Source organism: Aquipseudomonas guryensis (genome assembly GCF_014164785.1).
Taxonomy (GTDB): Bacteria; Pseudomonadota; Gammaproteobacteria; order Pseudomonadales; family Pseudomonadaceae; genus Aquipseudomonas; species Aquipseudomonas guryensis.
Window position 1 is genome coordinate 168,789 of the sequence record NZ_JACJFN010000004.1, and the last position, 13,415, is coordinate 182,203.

A 13,415-nucleotide genomic window follows, 5' to 3' on the forward strand; every position below is an offset into this window, starting at 1 on the left:
TTTCGGTTTATGGCTTATGCCTGTTCGGCAGCCAACTCAGCATCGTGGGCGATCAGGGCAACCAGGGCATTCTGCTGGCGGTGCGACAGCTGACGGAAACGCTGCAGCAGTTCGCGCTCATGCAGGGAAAGCTCCGGGCTGTCCAGGCGTAAGCCTTGGTCATCTCCCAATACGCCTTCCTGCAGCAGAGTCTGCTCCAGGCGGGCGATGATTTCCGAGTTCATGCTGCGATGATGGTTGCGCGCCACGTCAGCAATGCGCTCGCGCATGCCGTCGGGGAGGCGAACCACAAACTTGTCAGCCGTGCGGCTGGAATAGATAGCTTGTTTCATAGGGCGCATACATTAAACCGGTTAGTTCAGGAAAGCGATGCTGGCATTGGGCTATTCGATTGTTACTGCTATGACTGCGTGTGGCGCTAGCCGTTCACCGTTTACATCGACATTTCGTTAGTGGGTCGAGTATTTGACGCCAATTGCGTGTCAGATTTTGCCCCCTGATGCAGGCTCATTGCCAGCACCAGTTGTCTGAAATGCGTGCCACTATACAAAACGATCGTACCAGTATCTCTCGCTTTCCCAGCTAGAGCGCGGCTTTCAGGTTGAGGGCGAGGCTTATCCCATGTTGCTCGAAGCCCAGGTTTCGATAGAAGTCATGGGCAGTCTGGCGCCATACCGCGCTCGATAATCCCACTTTGTAGCAACCCCAGAGGTTTGCCTGGTTGATGGCGTGGAGCATCAAGGCTCTGCCTATCCCGTGATCGCGCTGTTCGCTGTCTACCACCATGTCTTCGATGATCGCCGAGCGGGCGAAGCCATGGGCGAGGTGCTCGATCAGGTGCAGCGTGCAGGTCCCCAGTAGCAGGTCGTCTTGTTCTGCCACCAGAACTTCGCGGTTGGCTCTTGGACTCAGGTGCTGTGCAAGGCTGATGCTGTCTGCTGCCGCCTCACCGTGGCCGAGTTGTTTGAGCAAACTGGCCAGTTGCTGGGCGTCGCTGGGTCGGGCGCGGCGAATTTTAAGATCGCAGTCCGTGGTTTTGCCGGAGGAGGAATGACTCGGCATGCTGGATACCGTGCTGATGAGTGAAACAGGGTGTACGGCATGACAAATTCAGGCATGCCCGTTAACATGCGGGCCCGTCAAAGGTGGCTCAGCTTGCCGCTTCTTGCAGGTCCCAGTAGCTCAATTGGATAGAGCATCCCCCTCCTAAGGGGAAGGTTGGTGGTTCGAACCCACTCTGGGACGCCATTTGCTCAGTGGCTGCAGAATCTGTGTTGATGATTCTGGTCCGTTTTGCCAATTCCTTCTTTTTCGCTGCGCACTGTTCCAGGAGCTAGTGGGCATTCGTTTGTTCGACGATCCGTGTCCGGCTGCCTCAGGCATCCCGCAATAGGTCATGGGCGTTGAGCAGCCCGTAGGCAATTTCCGGGCGTTTTTCCAGGCCGCGCCGAATTGCAGCCGGGATCGACTGGCGGGTTTTGCGGCATAGCCCGGGCAGTTCATCGAGCCTGATCGCTATGCCGCGCATGCTGCGGACTTCGTTGAAGCCAGGGGCGACTTCCAGGCGGATGCCTAGCTGTTCATGGAGGCGCCGCTGCATATGCTCGAGATCATTGAGGTCGACAATGTTTTCCAGTCGCTCGAGCAGGCGCTTCTCCTCCGTACGGGTCAGGAGGAGGATGCGCAGGTCGGCGCCGGGCGTATCCAGCAGATCGTCACGTCCACAGTTACAGGCACCGGGCGGACAAGGTTGGCGAACTTGGACAGAGGAGGTCATGGTGTTCGATCATAGCCATGCGGTGGCTCGCTTGCCTATCGACTGGGTGGCGCTGCTCGTCAGGTCGTGCGAACGGTATCGCCGTTAATCCCAGTTCAGTGTCCCGACAGCATGAGGCGCTATGCCGAGAACAACTGATCAGGAAATGGTCTGTGGAGATCATTTCGATTCCCCGCTGGGACCGATGCTGGCCTTGCTGAACGAGCAGGGCGCGTTGCTGCGTCTGGATTTTTTGCCTGACGATCTGGCGCCTGCGCAGTGGCATGGGTATACCTGGCAGCGCGATAAGGCTGCGGTGGCGCCAGTGGTCCGGCAGCTCGCGGAATACTTCGCCGGCCAGCGCCGAGTCTTCGATCTGCCCCTGGCGCCGCGTGGCACGCCTTATCAGCATGAGGCCTGGCGCCATCTCCGTCAGGTGCCTTACGGCGTTATTCTGACCTACGCCGAGCTGGGCATGCGACTGCTGCCACACAAGACTTCGGCCCGGGCTATCGGTCGGGCCAACGCGCTCAATCCGATCTCGATCATCGTGCCGTGCCACCGCATCATCGGTGCTGATGGCAGCCTTACCGGCTATGCCGGCGGTCTGCAGCGCAAGCTGGCCTTGCTCGAATTGGAGGGGGTGCCGATCATGCGACAGCAGTCACTCATGCTTTAGGGTTGTGTCACCAGGCAGTGAAATGTATGGCTGGGGCTGAAACGAAAAAACCGGCCACTGGGGGCCGGTTTTCAGAATAGATCACTCGCTGAGTTCTCTACTTTCGGGAATTTGGTCGGAGCGACAGGATTCGAACCTGCGACCTTCTCGTCCCGAACGAGACGCGCTACCAAGCTGCGCTACGCTCCGTTCAATGGCGCGCATTGTACCGAAAAGGTTTTGCTGCACAAGGGGTTAGCGCGAAGATTTTTGTGCTCGCAGTGGCTGCTCAAGTCCTTGCGCAGCCACTGCGGGAGCGGGGCGCAGGCTCACAGTTCCTTGACGCTGAGTACCTCGTCCTTGTTGATTCTGGCCGGTTTGCCGTCGAGTTGTTCGAACTCGTAGAAACCCGCCTCGTCGTCATATTCCGGCACGTCCACGGTCTGGATTTCGCGGCCGTCATTCAGGGTAATCACACTGGGCGTGGCACAGCCGGCCAAGGTGCTAAAGCCGAGGACGATAAACAGGCTGGCAAGGGTTTGTCGAGTCATGGGGTTCTCCCGTCTTTTCAGGTAGGTACCCGGTTTCTGACGGGGTAGTGCTGGGCAAGTTCCGCAGAAAAGTGCCTGTCAGCCTCGCTGTGCGCTTGCAGCCAACAGCTCAGGGGTGTTCAGGTTGGCCAGGCGCGGGTCATCTTCGGCGCAGGCGAAGGCCTGGGCGTCGAGCTGCAGCAACAGGCGCCGCGGGCTGCGCTCGCCGGCCTGCCAGGCCTGTTCGATGGCGTCGGAGAGGCTGAGTGGCAACAGGCAGAACAGCGGTTCCCACTGTTCGCCACGACGGATCAGCAGCGGCCTGTCCGGCTGCTCGGCGGCGCGGGCGCGCATGGCTTGCAGCAGGGCCGCATCGATCAGCGGGGCATCGCAGGGCAGGATCAGCAGCCAGGGCTGGCGGGCGGCCTGGAGACCGGCGCGGATGCCGGCCAGCGGGCCGGGGAATTCGCCGTCGTCATCCTGCACCAGGCGATCGGCGAAGGCTGCGTAGCGCTCGGCGTTGCGGTTGCAGGAGATGATCAGGTCGTCGCTCAGCGGGCGCACTACGGTGTGCAGATGGGCGATCAGCGCTTGTCCGCGCCATTCCAGCAGGCCTTTGTCCTGGCCGCCCATGCGCTGCCCGCGACCGCCGGCGAGGAGCAGGATGGAGCAGGCGGGAAGAGGGTTGGAGTCGGTCATGGCAGTGCTCTGGCTGGGGCCTGTGATATAACACCGGCCAAATTTCGCCACAACCGGATTGCGCCATGAGCCACAAGGCCGAGGCGGCATTCGTGCCGCTGAATATCGCCGTTTTGACCGTCAGTGATACCCGCAGCCTGGAGACTGATACCTCGGGCCAGCTGTTCGTCGATCGCCTCAGCGCCGCCGGGCATACGCTGGCTGCGCGGGTGCTGCTGAAGGACGACCTGTACAAGATCCGCGCCCAGGTCGCTAACTGGATCGCCGAAGACCAGGTGCAGGTGGTGCTGATCACCGGCGGCACCGGCTTCACCGGCCGCGACAGCACCCCGGAAGCCGTGCGCTGCCTGCTGGACAAGCAGGTGGATGGCTTCGGCGAGTTGTTCCGGCAGATTTCCGTGGCCGATATCGGTACCTCTACTATTCAGTCGCGCGCCCTGGCCGGCCTGGCTAACGGCACCCTGGTGTGCTGCCTGCCGGGCTCGACCAATGCCTGCCGCACCGCCTGGGACGGCATCCTTGCCGAGCAACTGGACAACCGCCATCGGCCCTGCAACTTCGTGCCGCACCTCAAGCCGGTCGGAGCCTGCGAGAGCCGCGGATGAGCCTGCTGCCGGTCGAAGAGGCCCTGGCGCGCCTGCTGGCCCAGGCCGCGGCGACGCCGATTGGCGAGTGCGAGAGCGTGCCCTTGGCCGATGCCGATGGCCGCGTGCTGGCCGAGGCGCTGATCGCCGATCTGGACCTGCCACCCTGGCCAAATAGCGCCATGGACGGATACGCGCTGCGTCTGGCCGATTGCACGGGTGAACCGTTGCCGGTCAGCCAGCGTATCCTTGCCGGCCAGGCGCCTGCGCCGCTGCAGCCGGGCACCTGCGCACGGATCTTCACCGGCGCACCGCTGCCGGCCGGGGCCGACTGCGTGGAGATGCAGGAAAACGCCGAAGTCCTGGCCGATGGCCGAGTGCGTTTCAGTGAGCCACTACGGGCGGGGCAGAACGTGCGCCCGCAGGGCCAGGAAACCCGCGCCGGCGAGCAGGTGCTGGCCGCCGGCACCCGCCTGGGCCCGGTCGAACTGGGCCTGATCGCCTCCCTTGGCCGTGCCGAGCTGACGGTACGCCGCCGGCCGCGGGTCACGGTGCTGTCCACCGGTGACGAGCTGATCGAGCCTGGCCTGCCGCTGGGCCCGGGGCAGATCTACAACAGCAACCGCAGCCTGCTGTGCGCCTGGTTGCGCCGCCTGGGTTGCACGGTGGTGGATGGCGGCATCCTCGCCGACGACCTGCAGCGCACCCGCGACGCCCTGACGGCGCTGGCCGATGTCGACCTGATCCTCTCCACCGGCGGGGTTTCGGTGGGTGAGGCGGATTTTCTCGGCCAGGTGCTGCAGGAAGACGGCGAGCTGACCCTGTGGAAGCTGGCGATCAAGCCAGGCAAACCGCTGACCTGCGGCCATTACCGTGGCGTGCCGGTAATCGGTCTGCCGGGTAATCCGGCCTCGACCCTGGTCACGTTCGGCCTGCTGGCGCGGCCTTATCTGCTGCGGCGCCTGGGTGTGGTCGAGGTCGAGCCGCTGGCCATCGACGTGCCGGCCGGTTTCGCCTGGACCAAGGCCGGCAAGCGCCGCGAGTACCTGCGCGCGCGTCTCGAAGGCGGTCGCGCAGTGCTCTATCCGAACCAGAGTTCCGGCGTACTGCGCAGCGCCGCCTGGGCCGATGGCCTGGTGGAAGTGCTGGAAGACAGGACCTATGCCGAAGGCGAGCTGCTGCGCTTTATTCCGCTGAGTGAACTGCTGGGCTAAGGCGGGCGCAGGTCGCGGCTGGCTGCTGCGCGGGTTTCACCCGCCCTACAGGGGGTGACCCTTGTGCCGCTCGCGGTATTCGCCCGGGGTCATGCCGGTGCGTGCCTTGAAGCTGCGGTGCAGCGAGCGCGCCTCGGTGAAGCCCAGGTAGCTGGCGATATCCTCGATCGGCAGGTCGCTGCGTAGCAGGTAGTGCTCGGCTAGTTCCTGGCGCAGCTGGTCGAGGATTTCCTGGTAGCTGGTGCCGGCGTTCTGCAGGTGGCGCTGCAGGGTGCGCACGGTCATGTGGAACTTCTCGGCGACCTTCTCCTTGCGCGGCAGGCCGTCTTTGAGCAGCAGGCGCAGGGCATTCTTCACCCGTTGCGGCAGCGGCTCGTTGTCGTCGAGGCCGGCCATAAGGGTCAGGGCGTGTTCTTCCAGGGTGCGCAGCAGGTTGGCGTCGGCCTGGCGCAGGGGGATGGCCAGGTAATCCATGGGCACCAGCAGGGCGTTGCAGGGCTGCTCGAATAGCACCGGGCAGCCAAACACGGCTTCGTAATCGGCCTGGGTGGTGCCGTCGGGGCGAGCATGCTCCATCCACACCTCACGCGGCGACTTGTCCATGTCGGCGATCCAGCGCGCATAGAGCATCCACGAGGCGAGGACGCTTTCGACCATGTGTCTGCGTATGTCCGGGCGTTCGTGGCGGCAGTTCCAGACCAGCTTGATATGGTCGCCTTCAGCCAGCAGCTGGCTGGTGCCCATGTCGCCGACCAGTTTCTCGTAGGGCACGATGCGGCTCATGGCTTCGCCCAGGGTGGCGCAGTTCATGGTGATGTAGCCGAGCACGCTCCAGTAGCCGGGCTGCACGAACTGCGCCGAACGCATGCCGAACAGCGGATCACCGGAGATTTCCAGCAGATGGCTGAGCAGGCGCTCGTGCAGCTCGCTGGGGATGCGCTTGCCGTTATCGGCGAGGTCTTCGGCGCTGATGCCGACGGCGTTGCGCACGGCTTCCACATCCAGGCCGAGGCGCTCGGCATGGCGCAGGTATTTGATCAGGGCGGGCACCGAGGTATAGCCAAGGGTCAGCATGGTTCTTGTTGTTCTGCTTGTCTTGATTGGCGATAACCGCTGTCCCGATCTGACAGTGACCGGATGACGCGGGCGGCTAGTATAGGCACCCATCGATGATCAGCGGAACACAGGGGAGCGGCAGATGCGACGTTGGAACGGATGGGGTGACGAGGCCACGCAGGTGGTGCTGCCGGCCAATGGCGGCGCCTTCCTCGAGGCGCGGGTTGGCATGGGTCAGGCGCTGGCCGATGCCAGCCTGGCGCAGGTGCTGGCCCAGGTGCCGGCGTCGCGCTTGCTCGCTCGCCATCCGTTGGTCTGCCTGGACGCTGAGGTGCGCGTACGCCATGCCCGCGGGCAGAGCCTGCCGGACTGGCTGGCCATGCGCTCCGGCGACTTCGGCGTGTTTCCCGATGGCGTGGCCCTGCCGGAAACCCCGGCGCAGATCCGCGAGCTGCTAGCCTGGGCCCGTGAGCACGACGTGATCGTGATTCCCTACGGCGGCGGCACCTCGGTGGCCGGGCATATCAACCCGGTCGAGTCCGAGAAACCGGTGCTGACCCTGTCGCTGGAGCGCATGACCCAGCTGCTCGACCTCGACGAGAGCAGCCTGATCGCCACCTTCGCTCCCGGCGCCAACGGCCCGCAGGTGGAAGCGCAGCTGCGCGCCCGCGGCTACACCCTCGGCCACTTCCCGCAGTCCTGGGAGCTGTCGACCCTCGGCGGCTGGGTTGCCAGCCGCTCCAGCGGCCAGCAGTCGCTGCGCTACGGGCGCATTGAGCAGCTGTTCGCCGGCGGCAAGCTGGAGACCTTCGCCGGCACCCTGGAAATACCGACCTTTCCGGCCTCGGCTGCCGGCCCGGATCTGCGCGAGCTGATCCTCGGCAGCGAGGGCCGCTTCGGGGTGATCTCCGAGGTCAAGGTGCGGGTCACCCGGTTGGCTGAGCAGGAAAAGTTCTTCGCCGTGTTCCTGCCCAGCTGGCAGCAGGCCCTGGCCGGCATCCGCGCGCTGGTGCAGGCCCGCGTGCCGCTGTCGATGCTGCGCCTGTCCAACGCCATCGAGACCGAGACCCAACTGGCTCTGGCCGGCCACCCCGAGCAGATCGCCTGGCTGGAAAAATACCTGGCCCTGCGTGGCGCCCGTTCCGGCAAGTGCATGCTGACCTTCGGCGTCACCGGCAACCGCGCGCAGAACGCGCTCTCGGTGAAACAGGCCAAGCGCCTGCTCAAGGGGTTCGGCGGGGTGTTCACCGGCACCCTGCTGGGCAAGAAGTGGGCGGAAAACCGCTTCCGTTTCCCCTACCTGCGTCATGGCCTGTGGGAGGCCGGTTATGCGGTGGACACCCTGGAAACCGCCACCGACTGGAGCAACGTCGACAACCTGCTGAACAAGGTCGAGGACAGCCTGCGTCATGGCCTGAGCGAGGAGGGCGAGCGGGTGCATGTGTTCACCCATCTGTCGCATGTCTACGGCCAGGGTTCGAGCATCTACACCACCTACGTGTTCCGCCCCGGCAGCAGCTACGGCGAGACCCTGGCGCGCTGGAGCAAACTCAAGCAGGCGGCCAGCCAAACGATTGCCGACAACCGCGGCACCATCAGCCACCAGCACGGTGTCGGTCGTGACCATGCGCCGTACCTGGCGGCGGAGAAAGGCGAACTGGGTATCGCCGTGCTGCAGAGCATGGCGCAGCATTTCGACCCGGAAGGGCGCCTGGCCCCTGGCGTGCTGCTGGAAGACTGAACATGACTTGGAACGCCGCCTGGCGTGAGACGGCGCTGCCCGAGCTGGCGGCGCGCGACTGGGATCTGATCGTGGTTGGCGGCGGCATCAGCGGCGCCGGCATCTTGCGTGAGGCGGCGCGGCGTGGCTGGAAATGCCTGCTGCTGGAACAGCGCGACTTCGCCTGGGGCACCTCCAGTCGCTCGTCGAAGATGGTCCACGGCGGCCTGCGCTATATCGCCAAGGGCCAGCTCGGCCTGACCCGCGACTCGGTGCGCGAGCGCCAGCGCCTGCTCAGCGAGGCGCCGGGGCTGGTCGATGCCCTGCCGTTCCTGTTTCCCCATTACCGCGGGCAGTTTCCCGGGCCCAAGGTCTTCGGCGGGCTGCTCGGCGTTTATGACGCCCTGGCCGGCCAGCGCCTGCACCGTTATCAGCCGCTACGAGAGCTGCGCTTTCTCGCTCCCGGTTTGCAGGATGAGCAACTGCTGGGTGCCACCCAGTTCACCGATGCGGTGACCGACGATGCGCGTCTGGTCATGCGGGTGCTGGGCGAAGCGCGAGCCGAGGGCGGCGAAGCGCTCAACGGCCTGCGCGTGGTCGAACTGACGCGCGACAGCGGCCGGATCATCGGCTTGCAGGCCGAGGACAGCGAGTCCGGCCAACGCTACGCCTTCCACGCCCGGGTGGTGGCTCAGGCCACTGGCGCCTGGGCCGATGCGCTGCGACGCAAGGAAGGTCTCGAACATATCCGTCCGTTGCGGGGCAGCCACCTGCTGCTGCCGGCCTGGCGCCTGCCGGTGGCCCAGGCGATCAGCTTTATGCACCGGCAGGATCGGCGCCCGGTGTTCGTCTTCCCCTGGGAAGGCGCTACGGTGATCGGCACCACCGACCTGGATCACGCGGAGACGCTGGATCGCGATGCGCGTATCACCAGTGATGAGGTCGATTATCTGCTGGCCGCCTGTGCCCAGGTATTTCCCGCCGCCGGCGTCAGCCGTGACGATGTGCTGTCGAGCTGGGCCGGGGTGCGGCCGGTAGTCAGCGCAGACGCAGCGCCCACCAGCAAGCCGTCGGACGAGAAACGCGAACACGCCCTGTGGGTCGAACCCGGCTGCGTGACCCTCGCCGGTGGCAAGCTGACCACCTTCCGCCTGCTGGCCCTGGAAGTGCTGCGCGCCTGCGCGCCCTTTGCCGACAAGACGGTCGAGGATGTCGGGCAGCCGGTGTTTCATCGGCCTGCGGCGCTGTCGCTGCCGGGCCTGAGTGCCACGCAGCAGCGCCGCCTGGCCGGTCGCCATGGTTTGGCGTTGCCGCATCTGGCGGCATTGCTGGACGAGCTGGGCGGCGAGCGCATCGGGGTCAGCGATACCCTGTGGGCCGAGCTGGCTCAGGCCTGCGACGATGAGCTGGTGCTGCACCTGGACGACCTGCTGCTGCGCCGCACGCGCATCGGCCTGCTCCTGGCTGACGGTGCCGCTGCTGAGCTGCCGCGCATCCGTGCCCTGTGTCAGCCGCGCCTGGGCTGGAGCGATGCCCGTTGGGACGCTGAACAACAACGTTATCTGGAGCTGTGGCGCCGTTGCTACAGCCTGCCGTGACCTGCCGTGGAAACCGACGTGACCGAACAACGCTACCTGCTGGCCATCGACAACGGCACCCAGAGCGTGCGCGCGCTGCTCTTCGACCTGGCCGGCAACCTGCTGGGCAAGGGTAAAGTCGAGCTTGAGCCCTATTACTCGGCGCACCCCGGCTGGGCCGAGCAGGACCCCGAATACTACTGGGCCAGCCTCGGCGAGGCCTGCCGGCGCCTGTGGGCCAGCGTCGAGATCGACAAGCGCCAGATTGCCGGAGTATCGCTGACCACCCAGCGTGGCACCCTGATCAATGTGGATGCCGAGGGCCGGCCGCTGCGCCCGGCGATTCTCTGGCTGGACCAGCGCCGCGCCGAGGTGGCTGGGCACATCAAGGGCCCCTGGGGCTGGTTGTTCAAGCTGATCCGCGAAGAGGCCACGGTGGATTACTTCCGTGCCCAGGCCGAGGCCAACTGGGTCTCCCAGCAGCAGCCGCAGATCTGGGCCAATACGCACAAGTTCCTGCTGCTGTCAGGCTTTCTCACCCATCGTCTGAGCGGCCGCTTCGCCGACTCGGTGGGCAGTTGCGTGGCCTACCTGCCGTTCGACTACAAGCGCCTGTGCTGGGCCAAACCCAGCGACTGGAAGTGGCAGGCCATTCCGATCCGGCCGTCGATGCTGCCCGAGCTGGTCAAGCCGGGTGAGCGCTTGGGTTCGATCACGGCCGAGGCCAGCCGGCATACCGGCATTCCCGAAGGCCTGCCGCTGATTGCTGCGGCCTCGGACAAGGCCTGCGAGGTGATCGGTGCCGGCGGCGTGGAGCCGAGCACGGCCTGCCTGTCCTATGGCACCACGGCGACCATCAACACCACGCGTTCGACCTACCTGGAAACCATCCCGCTGATCCCACCGTACCCGGCGGCAATTCCCGACCACTACAACACCGAAGTCATGATTTTCCGCGGCTTCTGGATGGTCAGCTGGTTCAAGGAGCAGTTCGGCCACGCCGAGCGTCAGCGCGGCCTGGAGCTGGGGGTGGAAGCGGAAACCCTGTTCGATGAGTTGGTCAACAGCGTGCCGCCCGGCTCCATGGGCCTGACGCTGCAGCCGTTCTGGTCGCCGGGCATCCGTGAGCCGGGGCTGGAGGCCAAAGGGTCGATCATCGGTTTTGGCGACGTGCACACTCGTGCGCACCTCTATCGTGCCATTCTCGAAGGCCTGGCCTACGCCCTGCGTCAGGGCAAGGAGAAGATCGAGAAGCGCTCGGGCACCCGCATCAGCCGTCTGCGCATCTCCGGCGGCGGCTCGCAGAGCGATGCGGCCATGCAGCTGACCGCCGATATCTTCAACCTGCCGGCCGAGCGCCCGCACCTGTACGAGACTTCCGGCCTCGGCGCGGCCATCGACTGTGCCGTCGGCCTCGGTCTGCACCCTGACTTCCCCACGGCCATCGCCGCCATGACTCGCGTGGGTAAGGTGTTCCAGCCCAATCCGCAGGCGGTGCAGGTCTATGAGCGGCTGTACCGCGAGGTCTACCTGCGCATGTACCAGCAACTGCGCCCGCTGTATCGCAGCATCCGCGAAATCACCGGCTATCCGGCCTGATTGCCCCGCTCCAGGGACTTCCGCGCGTAACCGGCTGTCTGCATATACTCGGGTGCATTCTGCACAAGGAGTAGGGCATGAGCGAACGCAAGGCACTGCTGATCCTGCACGGCAAGCAGGCATTGAATGAAGAAGTGCGCGCCGCCGTGCTGGCGCAGCGTGAAGCCGGCTGGGAGTTGGCCGTGCGCCTGACTTGGGAAGCCGGCGACGCCGCGCGCCTGGTCGATGAGGCGCTGGCCGCCGGTTATCCGACCCTGATTGCTGGTGGCGGTGACGGCACCCTGCGTGATGTCGCCGAGGCCATGGCCCTCAGCGAGATGCAGGCTTCCCTGGTGCTGCTGCCGCTGGGCACGGCCAATGATTTTGCCCGGGCGGCGGGCGTTCCCCTGTTGCCGGGCGAGGCCCTGGCCCTGCTGGATGAGCCGCCCAGGTCCATCGATCTGGGGGAGGTGGACGGCCAGCTATTCCTCAATATGGCCACCGGCGGTTTCGGTTCGAAGATCACCGCCAATACCTCGGAAGACCTGAAGAAGCTGCTCGGTGGTGCCGCTTACTTCCTCACCGGGCTGACACGCTTCTCCGAGGTGCATTCGGCGTTCGGGCGTTTCCAGGGGCCGGATTTCAGTTGGGAGGGTGAGTTTCTCGCCCTCGGCATCGGCAACGGGCGCCAGGCCGGCGGTGGTCATCTGCTGTGTCCGCAGGCGCTGGTGGACGATGGTCTGCTGGATCTCTGCATCGTGCCGGCGCCGCAGGATATGGTCGGCACCTTGGGCACCTTGTTGTCCGGCGGCATTCTCGGTCTCGAATCGGTATCGGTCAGCGCGCGCTTGCCCTGGGTCGAGGTCGAGGCGGCAGAGGGGCTGGATATCAACCTCGATGGTGAGCCCCTGGAGAGTCGGCGCCTGCGCTTTGCCGCGCGCCCGGGCGCCTTGCGCGTCCACCTGCCGGCGGGCTCGCCACTGCTGCGCAGCTGAGGCATGATTGCGCCTGGCCATCCGCTTTCATTTAGCCCGCAACTGGCCGATACACTGGCTAGACTCGATTTAGTTAACAGGAGCGCGTAATGGCCGGCATTCTCGATTCAGTGGATCAACGCACCCAACTGGTGGGTGAGAACCGCCTGGAAATCCTTATGTTCCGTCTGGCCGGCAGGCAACTGTTCGCCATCAACGTGTTCAAGGTCCAGGAAGTCCTGCAACTGCCCAAGCTGACCCTGATGCCGCAGCGCCATCCGCACGTGTGTGGTGTGGTCAACCTGCGCGGGCAGACCCTGCCGGTGATCGATCTGTCCCAGGCCATCGGCATGCGCCCGATTACCCCGAGCGAGAACAGCACCATCATCGTCACCGAGTACAACCGCTCGGTGCAGGCCTTCCTGGTCGGCGGCGTGGATCGCATCCTCAACCTCAACTGGGAATCCATTCTGCCGCCGCCCGGTGGTGCCGGCCGCCAGCATTACCTGACGGCGATCACCAAGGTCGACGACCAGATCGTCGAAATCATCGACGTGGAAAAGGTGCTGTCTGAAATCGCGCCGATGAGCACCAAGGTGTCCGACGAGAAACTCGCCGATCCGCTGCTGGCCAAGGCGGTGGGCCGCGAAGTGCTGCTGGTGGATGACTCCACCGTGGCCCTTAACCAATTGCGCGAGACCATGTCCCAACTGGGCCTGCGTACGCACTCGGCCAGCGATGGCCTCAAGGCCCTGCAGCTGCTGAAGAAGTGGGCTGACAGCGGCGAGGTGATGACCGACAAGTTGCTGATGATCTTCACCGATGCAGAAATGCCGGAAATGGATGGCTATCGCCTGACCACGGAGATCCGCAACGATCCGCGCCTGAAAGACCTCTACGTGGTGCTGCACACCTCGCTGTCCGGCAGCTTCAACGAAGCCATGGTGAAGAAGGTCGGCTGTGACAACTTCCTCTCCAAGTTCCAGCCGGACAAGCTGGTCGATGTGATTCGCGAGCGCCTGCAGCTCGACGAATAAGCCGTCACCGGCGCGACGGGCTTGAGCTGGTC

At 64.9% G+C, this 13,415-nt stretch carries 14 protein-coding genes and 2 tRNA genes; 9 read left to right on the top strand and 7 right to left on the bottom strand.

The features are described 5' to 3' along the window. Positions 1-14: 14 nt before the first annotated feature. Positions 15-341: an Arc family DNA-binding protein gene (locus H3H45_RS15970; RefSeq protein WP_182834707.1), complete on the bottom strand. Its 327-nt coding sequence runs from the start codon at positions 339-341 to the stop codon at positions 15-17. A gap of 241 nt (positions 342-582) precedes the next feature. After that, positions 583-1,062, bottom strand: coding sequence for a GNAT family N-acetyltransferase (locus H3H45_RS15975; RefSeq protein ID WP_182834708.1), 480 nt, complete (start codon positions 1,060-1,062; stop codon positions 583-585). Positions 1,063-1,171: 109 nt separating this feature from the next. Here H3H45_RS15975 and H3H45_RS15980 point away from each other — a divergent pair. Further along, positions 1,172-1,248: transfer RNA gene (locus H3H45_RS15980), tRNA-Arg, on the top strand. A 127-nt stretch (positions 1,249-1,375) separates the two neighbouring features. Here the strand turns inward: H3H45_RS15980 and H3H45_RS15985 are convergent. Continuing rightward, positions 1,376-1,777, bottom strand: a complete 402-nt coding sequence (locus H3H45_RS15985) for a hypothetical protein (RefSeq protein ID WP_182834709.1) — start codon at positions 1,775-1,777, stop codon at positions 1,376-1,378. A 121-nt stretch (positions 1,778-1,898) separates the two neighbouring features. On the opposite strand from H3H45_RS15985, the gene H3H45_RS15990 reads away from it, so the two are divergent. Next, positions 1,899-2,435, top strand: coding sequence for a methylated-DNA--[protein]-cysteine S-methyltransferase (locus H3H45_RS15990; protein ID WP_235983760.1), 537 nt, complete (start codon positions 1,899-1,901; stop codon positions 2,433-2,435). Positions 2,436-2,547: 112 nt separating this feature from the next. On the opposite strand, the gene H3H45_RS15995 is transcribed toward H3H45_RS15990, so the two are convergent. From H3H45_RS15995 to mobA, 3 genes are all read right to left on the bottom strand, one after another. Continuing rightward, positions 2,548-2,624 (bottom strand) — tRNA-Pro (locus H3H45_RS15995). A 119-nt stretch (positions 2,625-2,743) separates the two neighbouring features. Then, a complete protein-coding gene (locus tag H3H45_RS16000) occupies positions 2,744-2,965 on the bottom strand; it encodes a YgdI/YgdR family lipoprotein (RefSeq protein ID WP_182834710.1) in 222 nt (73 codons plus the stop codon). A 78-nt stretch (positions 2,966-3,043) separates the two neighbouring features. Continuing rightward, positions 3,044-3,643: a molybdenum cofactor guanylyltransferase MobA gene (gene mobA, locus H3H45_RS16005; RefSeq protein ID WP_182834711.1), complete on the bottom strand. Its 600-nt coding sequence runs from the start codon at positions 3,641-3,643 to the stop codon at positions 3,044-3,046. A 65-nt stretch (positions 3,644-3,708) separates the two neighbouring features. On the opposite strand from mobA, the gene moaB reads away from it, so the two are divergent. Further along, positions 3,709-4,248 carry a molybdenum cofactor biosynthesis protein B gene (gene moaB / locus H3H45_RS16010; RefSeq protein ID WP_182834712.1) on the top strand — a complete coding sequence of 180 codons (540 nt, stop codon included), beginning with the start codon at positions 3,709-3,711 and terminating at the stop codon, positions 4,246-4,248. Further along, the gene (locus tag H3H45_RS16015; protein ID WP_182834713.1) at positions 4,245-5,441 is read left to right on the top strand and encodes a molybdopterin molybdotransferase MoeA; all 1,197 of its coding nucleotides are present in this window, start codon (positions 4,245-4,247) and stop codon (positions 5,439-5,441) included. Before moaB ends, H3H45_RS16015 begins: the two co-directional genes overlap by 4 nt. A 45-nt stretch (positions 5,442-5,486) precedes the next feature. Here H3H45_RS16015 and gliR read toward each other — a convergent pair whose 3' ends face one another. After that, positions 5,487-6,515 carry an AraC family transcriptional regulator GliR gene (gene gliR, locus H3H45_RS16020; RefSeq protein ID WP_182834714.1) on the bottom strand — a complete coding sequence of 343 codons (1,029 nt, stop codon included), beginning with the start codon at positions 6,513-6,515 and terminating at the stop codon, positions 5,487-5,489. Between the two features lie 124 nt (positions 6,516-6,639). Here gliR and H3H45_RS16025 point away from each other — a divergent pair, with 124 nt between their 5' ends. From H3H45_RS16025 to H3H45_RS16045, 5 genes are all read left to right on the top strand, one after another. Continuing rightward, positions 6,640-8,238 carry an FAD-binding oxidoreductase gene (locus tag H3H45_RS16025; protein ID WP_182834715.1) on the top strand — a complete coding sequence of 533 codons (1,599 nt, stop codon included), beginning with the start codon at positions 6,640-6,642 and terminating at the stop codon, positions 8,236-8,238. Between the two features lie 2 nt (positions 8,239-8,240). Beyond that, positions 8,241-9,815 carry a glycerol-3-phosphate dehydrogenase/oxidase gene (locus H3H45_RS16030; RefSeq protein ID WP_182834716.1) on the top strand — a complete coding sequence of 525 codons (1,575 nt, stop codon included), beginning with the start codon at positions 8,241-8,243 and terminating at the stop codon, positions 9,813-9,815. 18 nt (positions 9,816-9,833) lie between these two features. After that, positions 9,834-11,393, top strand: coding sequence for an FGGY-family carbohydrate kinase (locus H3H45_RS16035; RefSeq protein WP_182834717.1), 1,560 nt, complete (start codon positions 9,834-9,836; stop codon positions 11,391-11,393). A 77-nt stretch (positions 11,394-11,470) separates the two neighbouring features. Further along, on the top strand, positions 11,471-12,367 hold the full coding sequence (gene yegS, locus H3H45_RS16040) for a lipid kinase YegS (protein ID WP_182834718.1): 897 nt from the start codon (positions 11,471-11,473) through the stop codon (positions 12,365-12,367). A gap of 89 nt (positions 12,368-12,456) precedes the next feature. After that, entirely contained in the window at positions 12,457-13,383 is a 927-nt protein-coding gene (locus tag H3H45_RS16045) for a chemotaxis protein CheV (RefSeq protein WP_182834719.1), read from the top strand. Positions 13,384-13,415 lie beyond the last annotated feature (32 nt).

Excerpts from the sequence above, each read along its gene's own strand:
- H3H45_RS15970 (WP_182834707.1), bottom strand. The coding sequence starts at position 341 with ATGCGCCCTATGAAACAAGCTATCTATTCCAGCCGCACGGCTGACAAG.
- H3H45_RS15975 (WP_182834708.1), bottom strand. The coding sequence starts at position 1,062 with ATGCCGAGTCATTCCTCCTCCGGCAAAACCACGGACTGCGATCTTAAA.
- H3H45_RS15985 (WP_182834709.1), bottom strand. The coding sequence starts at position 1,777 with ATGACCTCCTCTGTCCAAGTTCGCCAACCTTGTCCGCCCGGTGCCTGT.
- H3H45_RS15990 (WP_235983760.1), top strand. The coding sequence starts at position 1,899 with ATGCCGAGAACAACTGATCAGGAAATGGTCTGTGGAGATCATTTCGAT.
- H3H45_RS16000 (WP_182834710.1), bottom strand. The coding sequence starts at position 2,965 with ATGACTCGACAAACCCTTGCCAGCCTGTTTATCGTCCTCGGCTTTAGC.
- mobA (WP_182834711.1), bottom strand. The coding sequence starts at position 3,643 with ATGACCGACTCCAACCCTCTTCCCGCCTGCTCCATCCTGCTCCTCGCC.
- moaB (WP_182834712.1), top strand. The coding sequence starts at position 3,709 with ATGAGCCACAAGGCCGAGGCGGCATTCGTGCCGCTGAATATCGCCGTT.
- H3H45_RS16015 (WP_182834713.1), top strand. The coding sequence starts at position 4,245 with ATGAGCCTGCTGCCGGTCGAAGAGGCCCTGGCGCGCCTGCTGGCCCAG.
- gliR (WP_182834714.1), bottom strand. The coding sequence starts at position 6,515 with ATGCTGACCCTTGGCTATACCTCGGTGCCCGCCCTGATCAAATACCTG.
- H3H45_RS16025 (WP_182834715.1), top strand. The coding sequence starts at position 6,640 with ATGCGACGTTGGAACGGATGGGGTGACGAGGCCACGCAGGTGGTGCTG.
- H3H45_RS16030 (WP_182834716.1), top strand. The coding sequence starts at position 8,241 with ATGACTTGGAACGCCGCCTGGCGTGAGACGGCGCTGCCCGAGCTGGCG.
- yegS (WP_182834718.1), top strand. The coding sequence starts at position 11,471 with ATGAGCGAACGCAAGGCACTGCTGATCCTGCACGGCAAGCAGGCATTG.
- H3H45_RS16045 (WP_182834719.1), top strand. The coding sequence starts at position 12,457 with ATGGCCGGCATTCTCGATTCAGTGGATCAACGCACCCAACTGGTGGGT.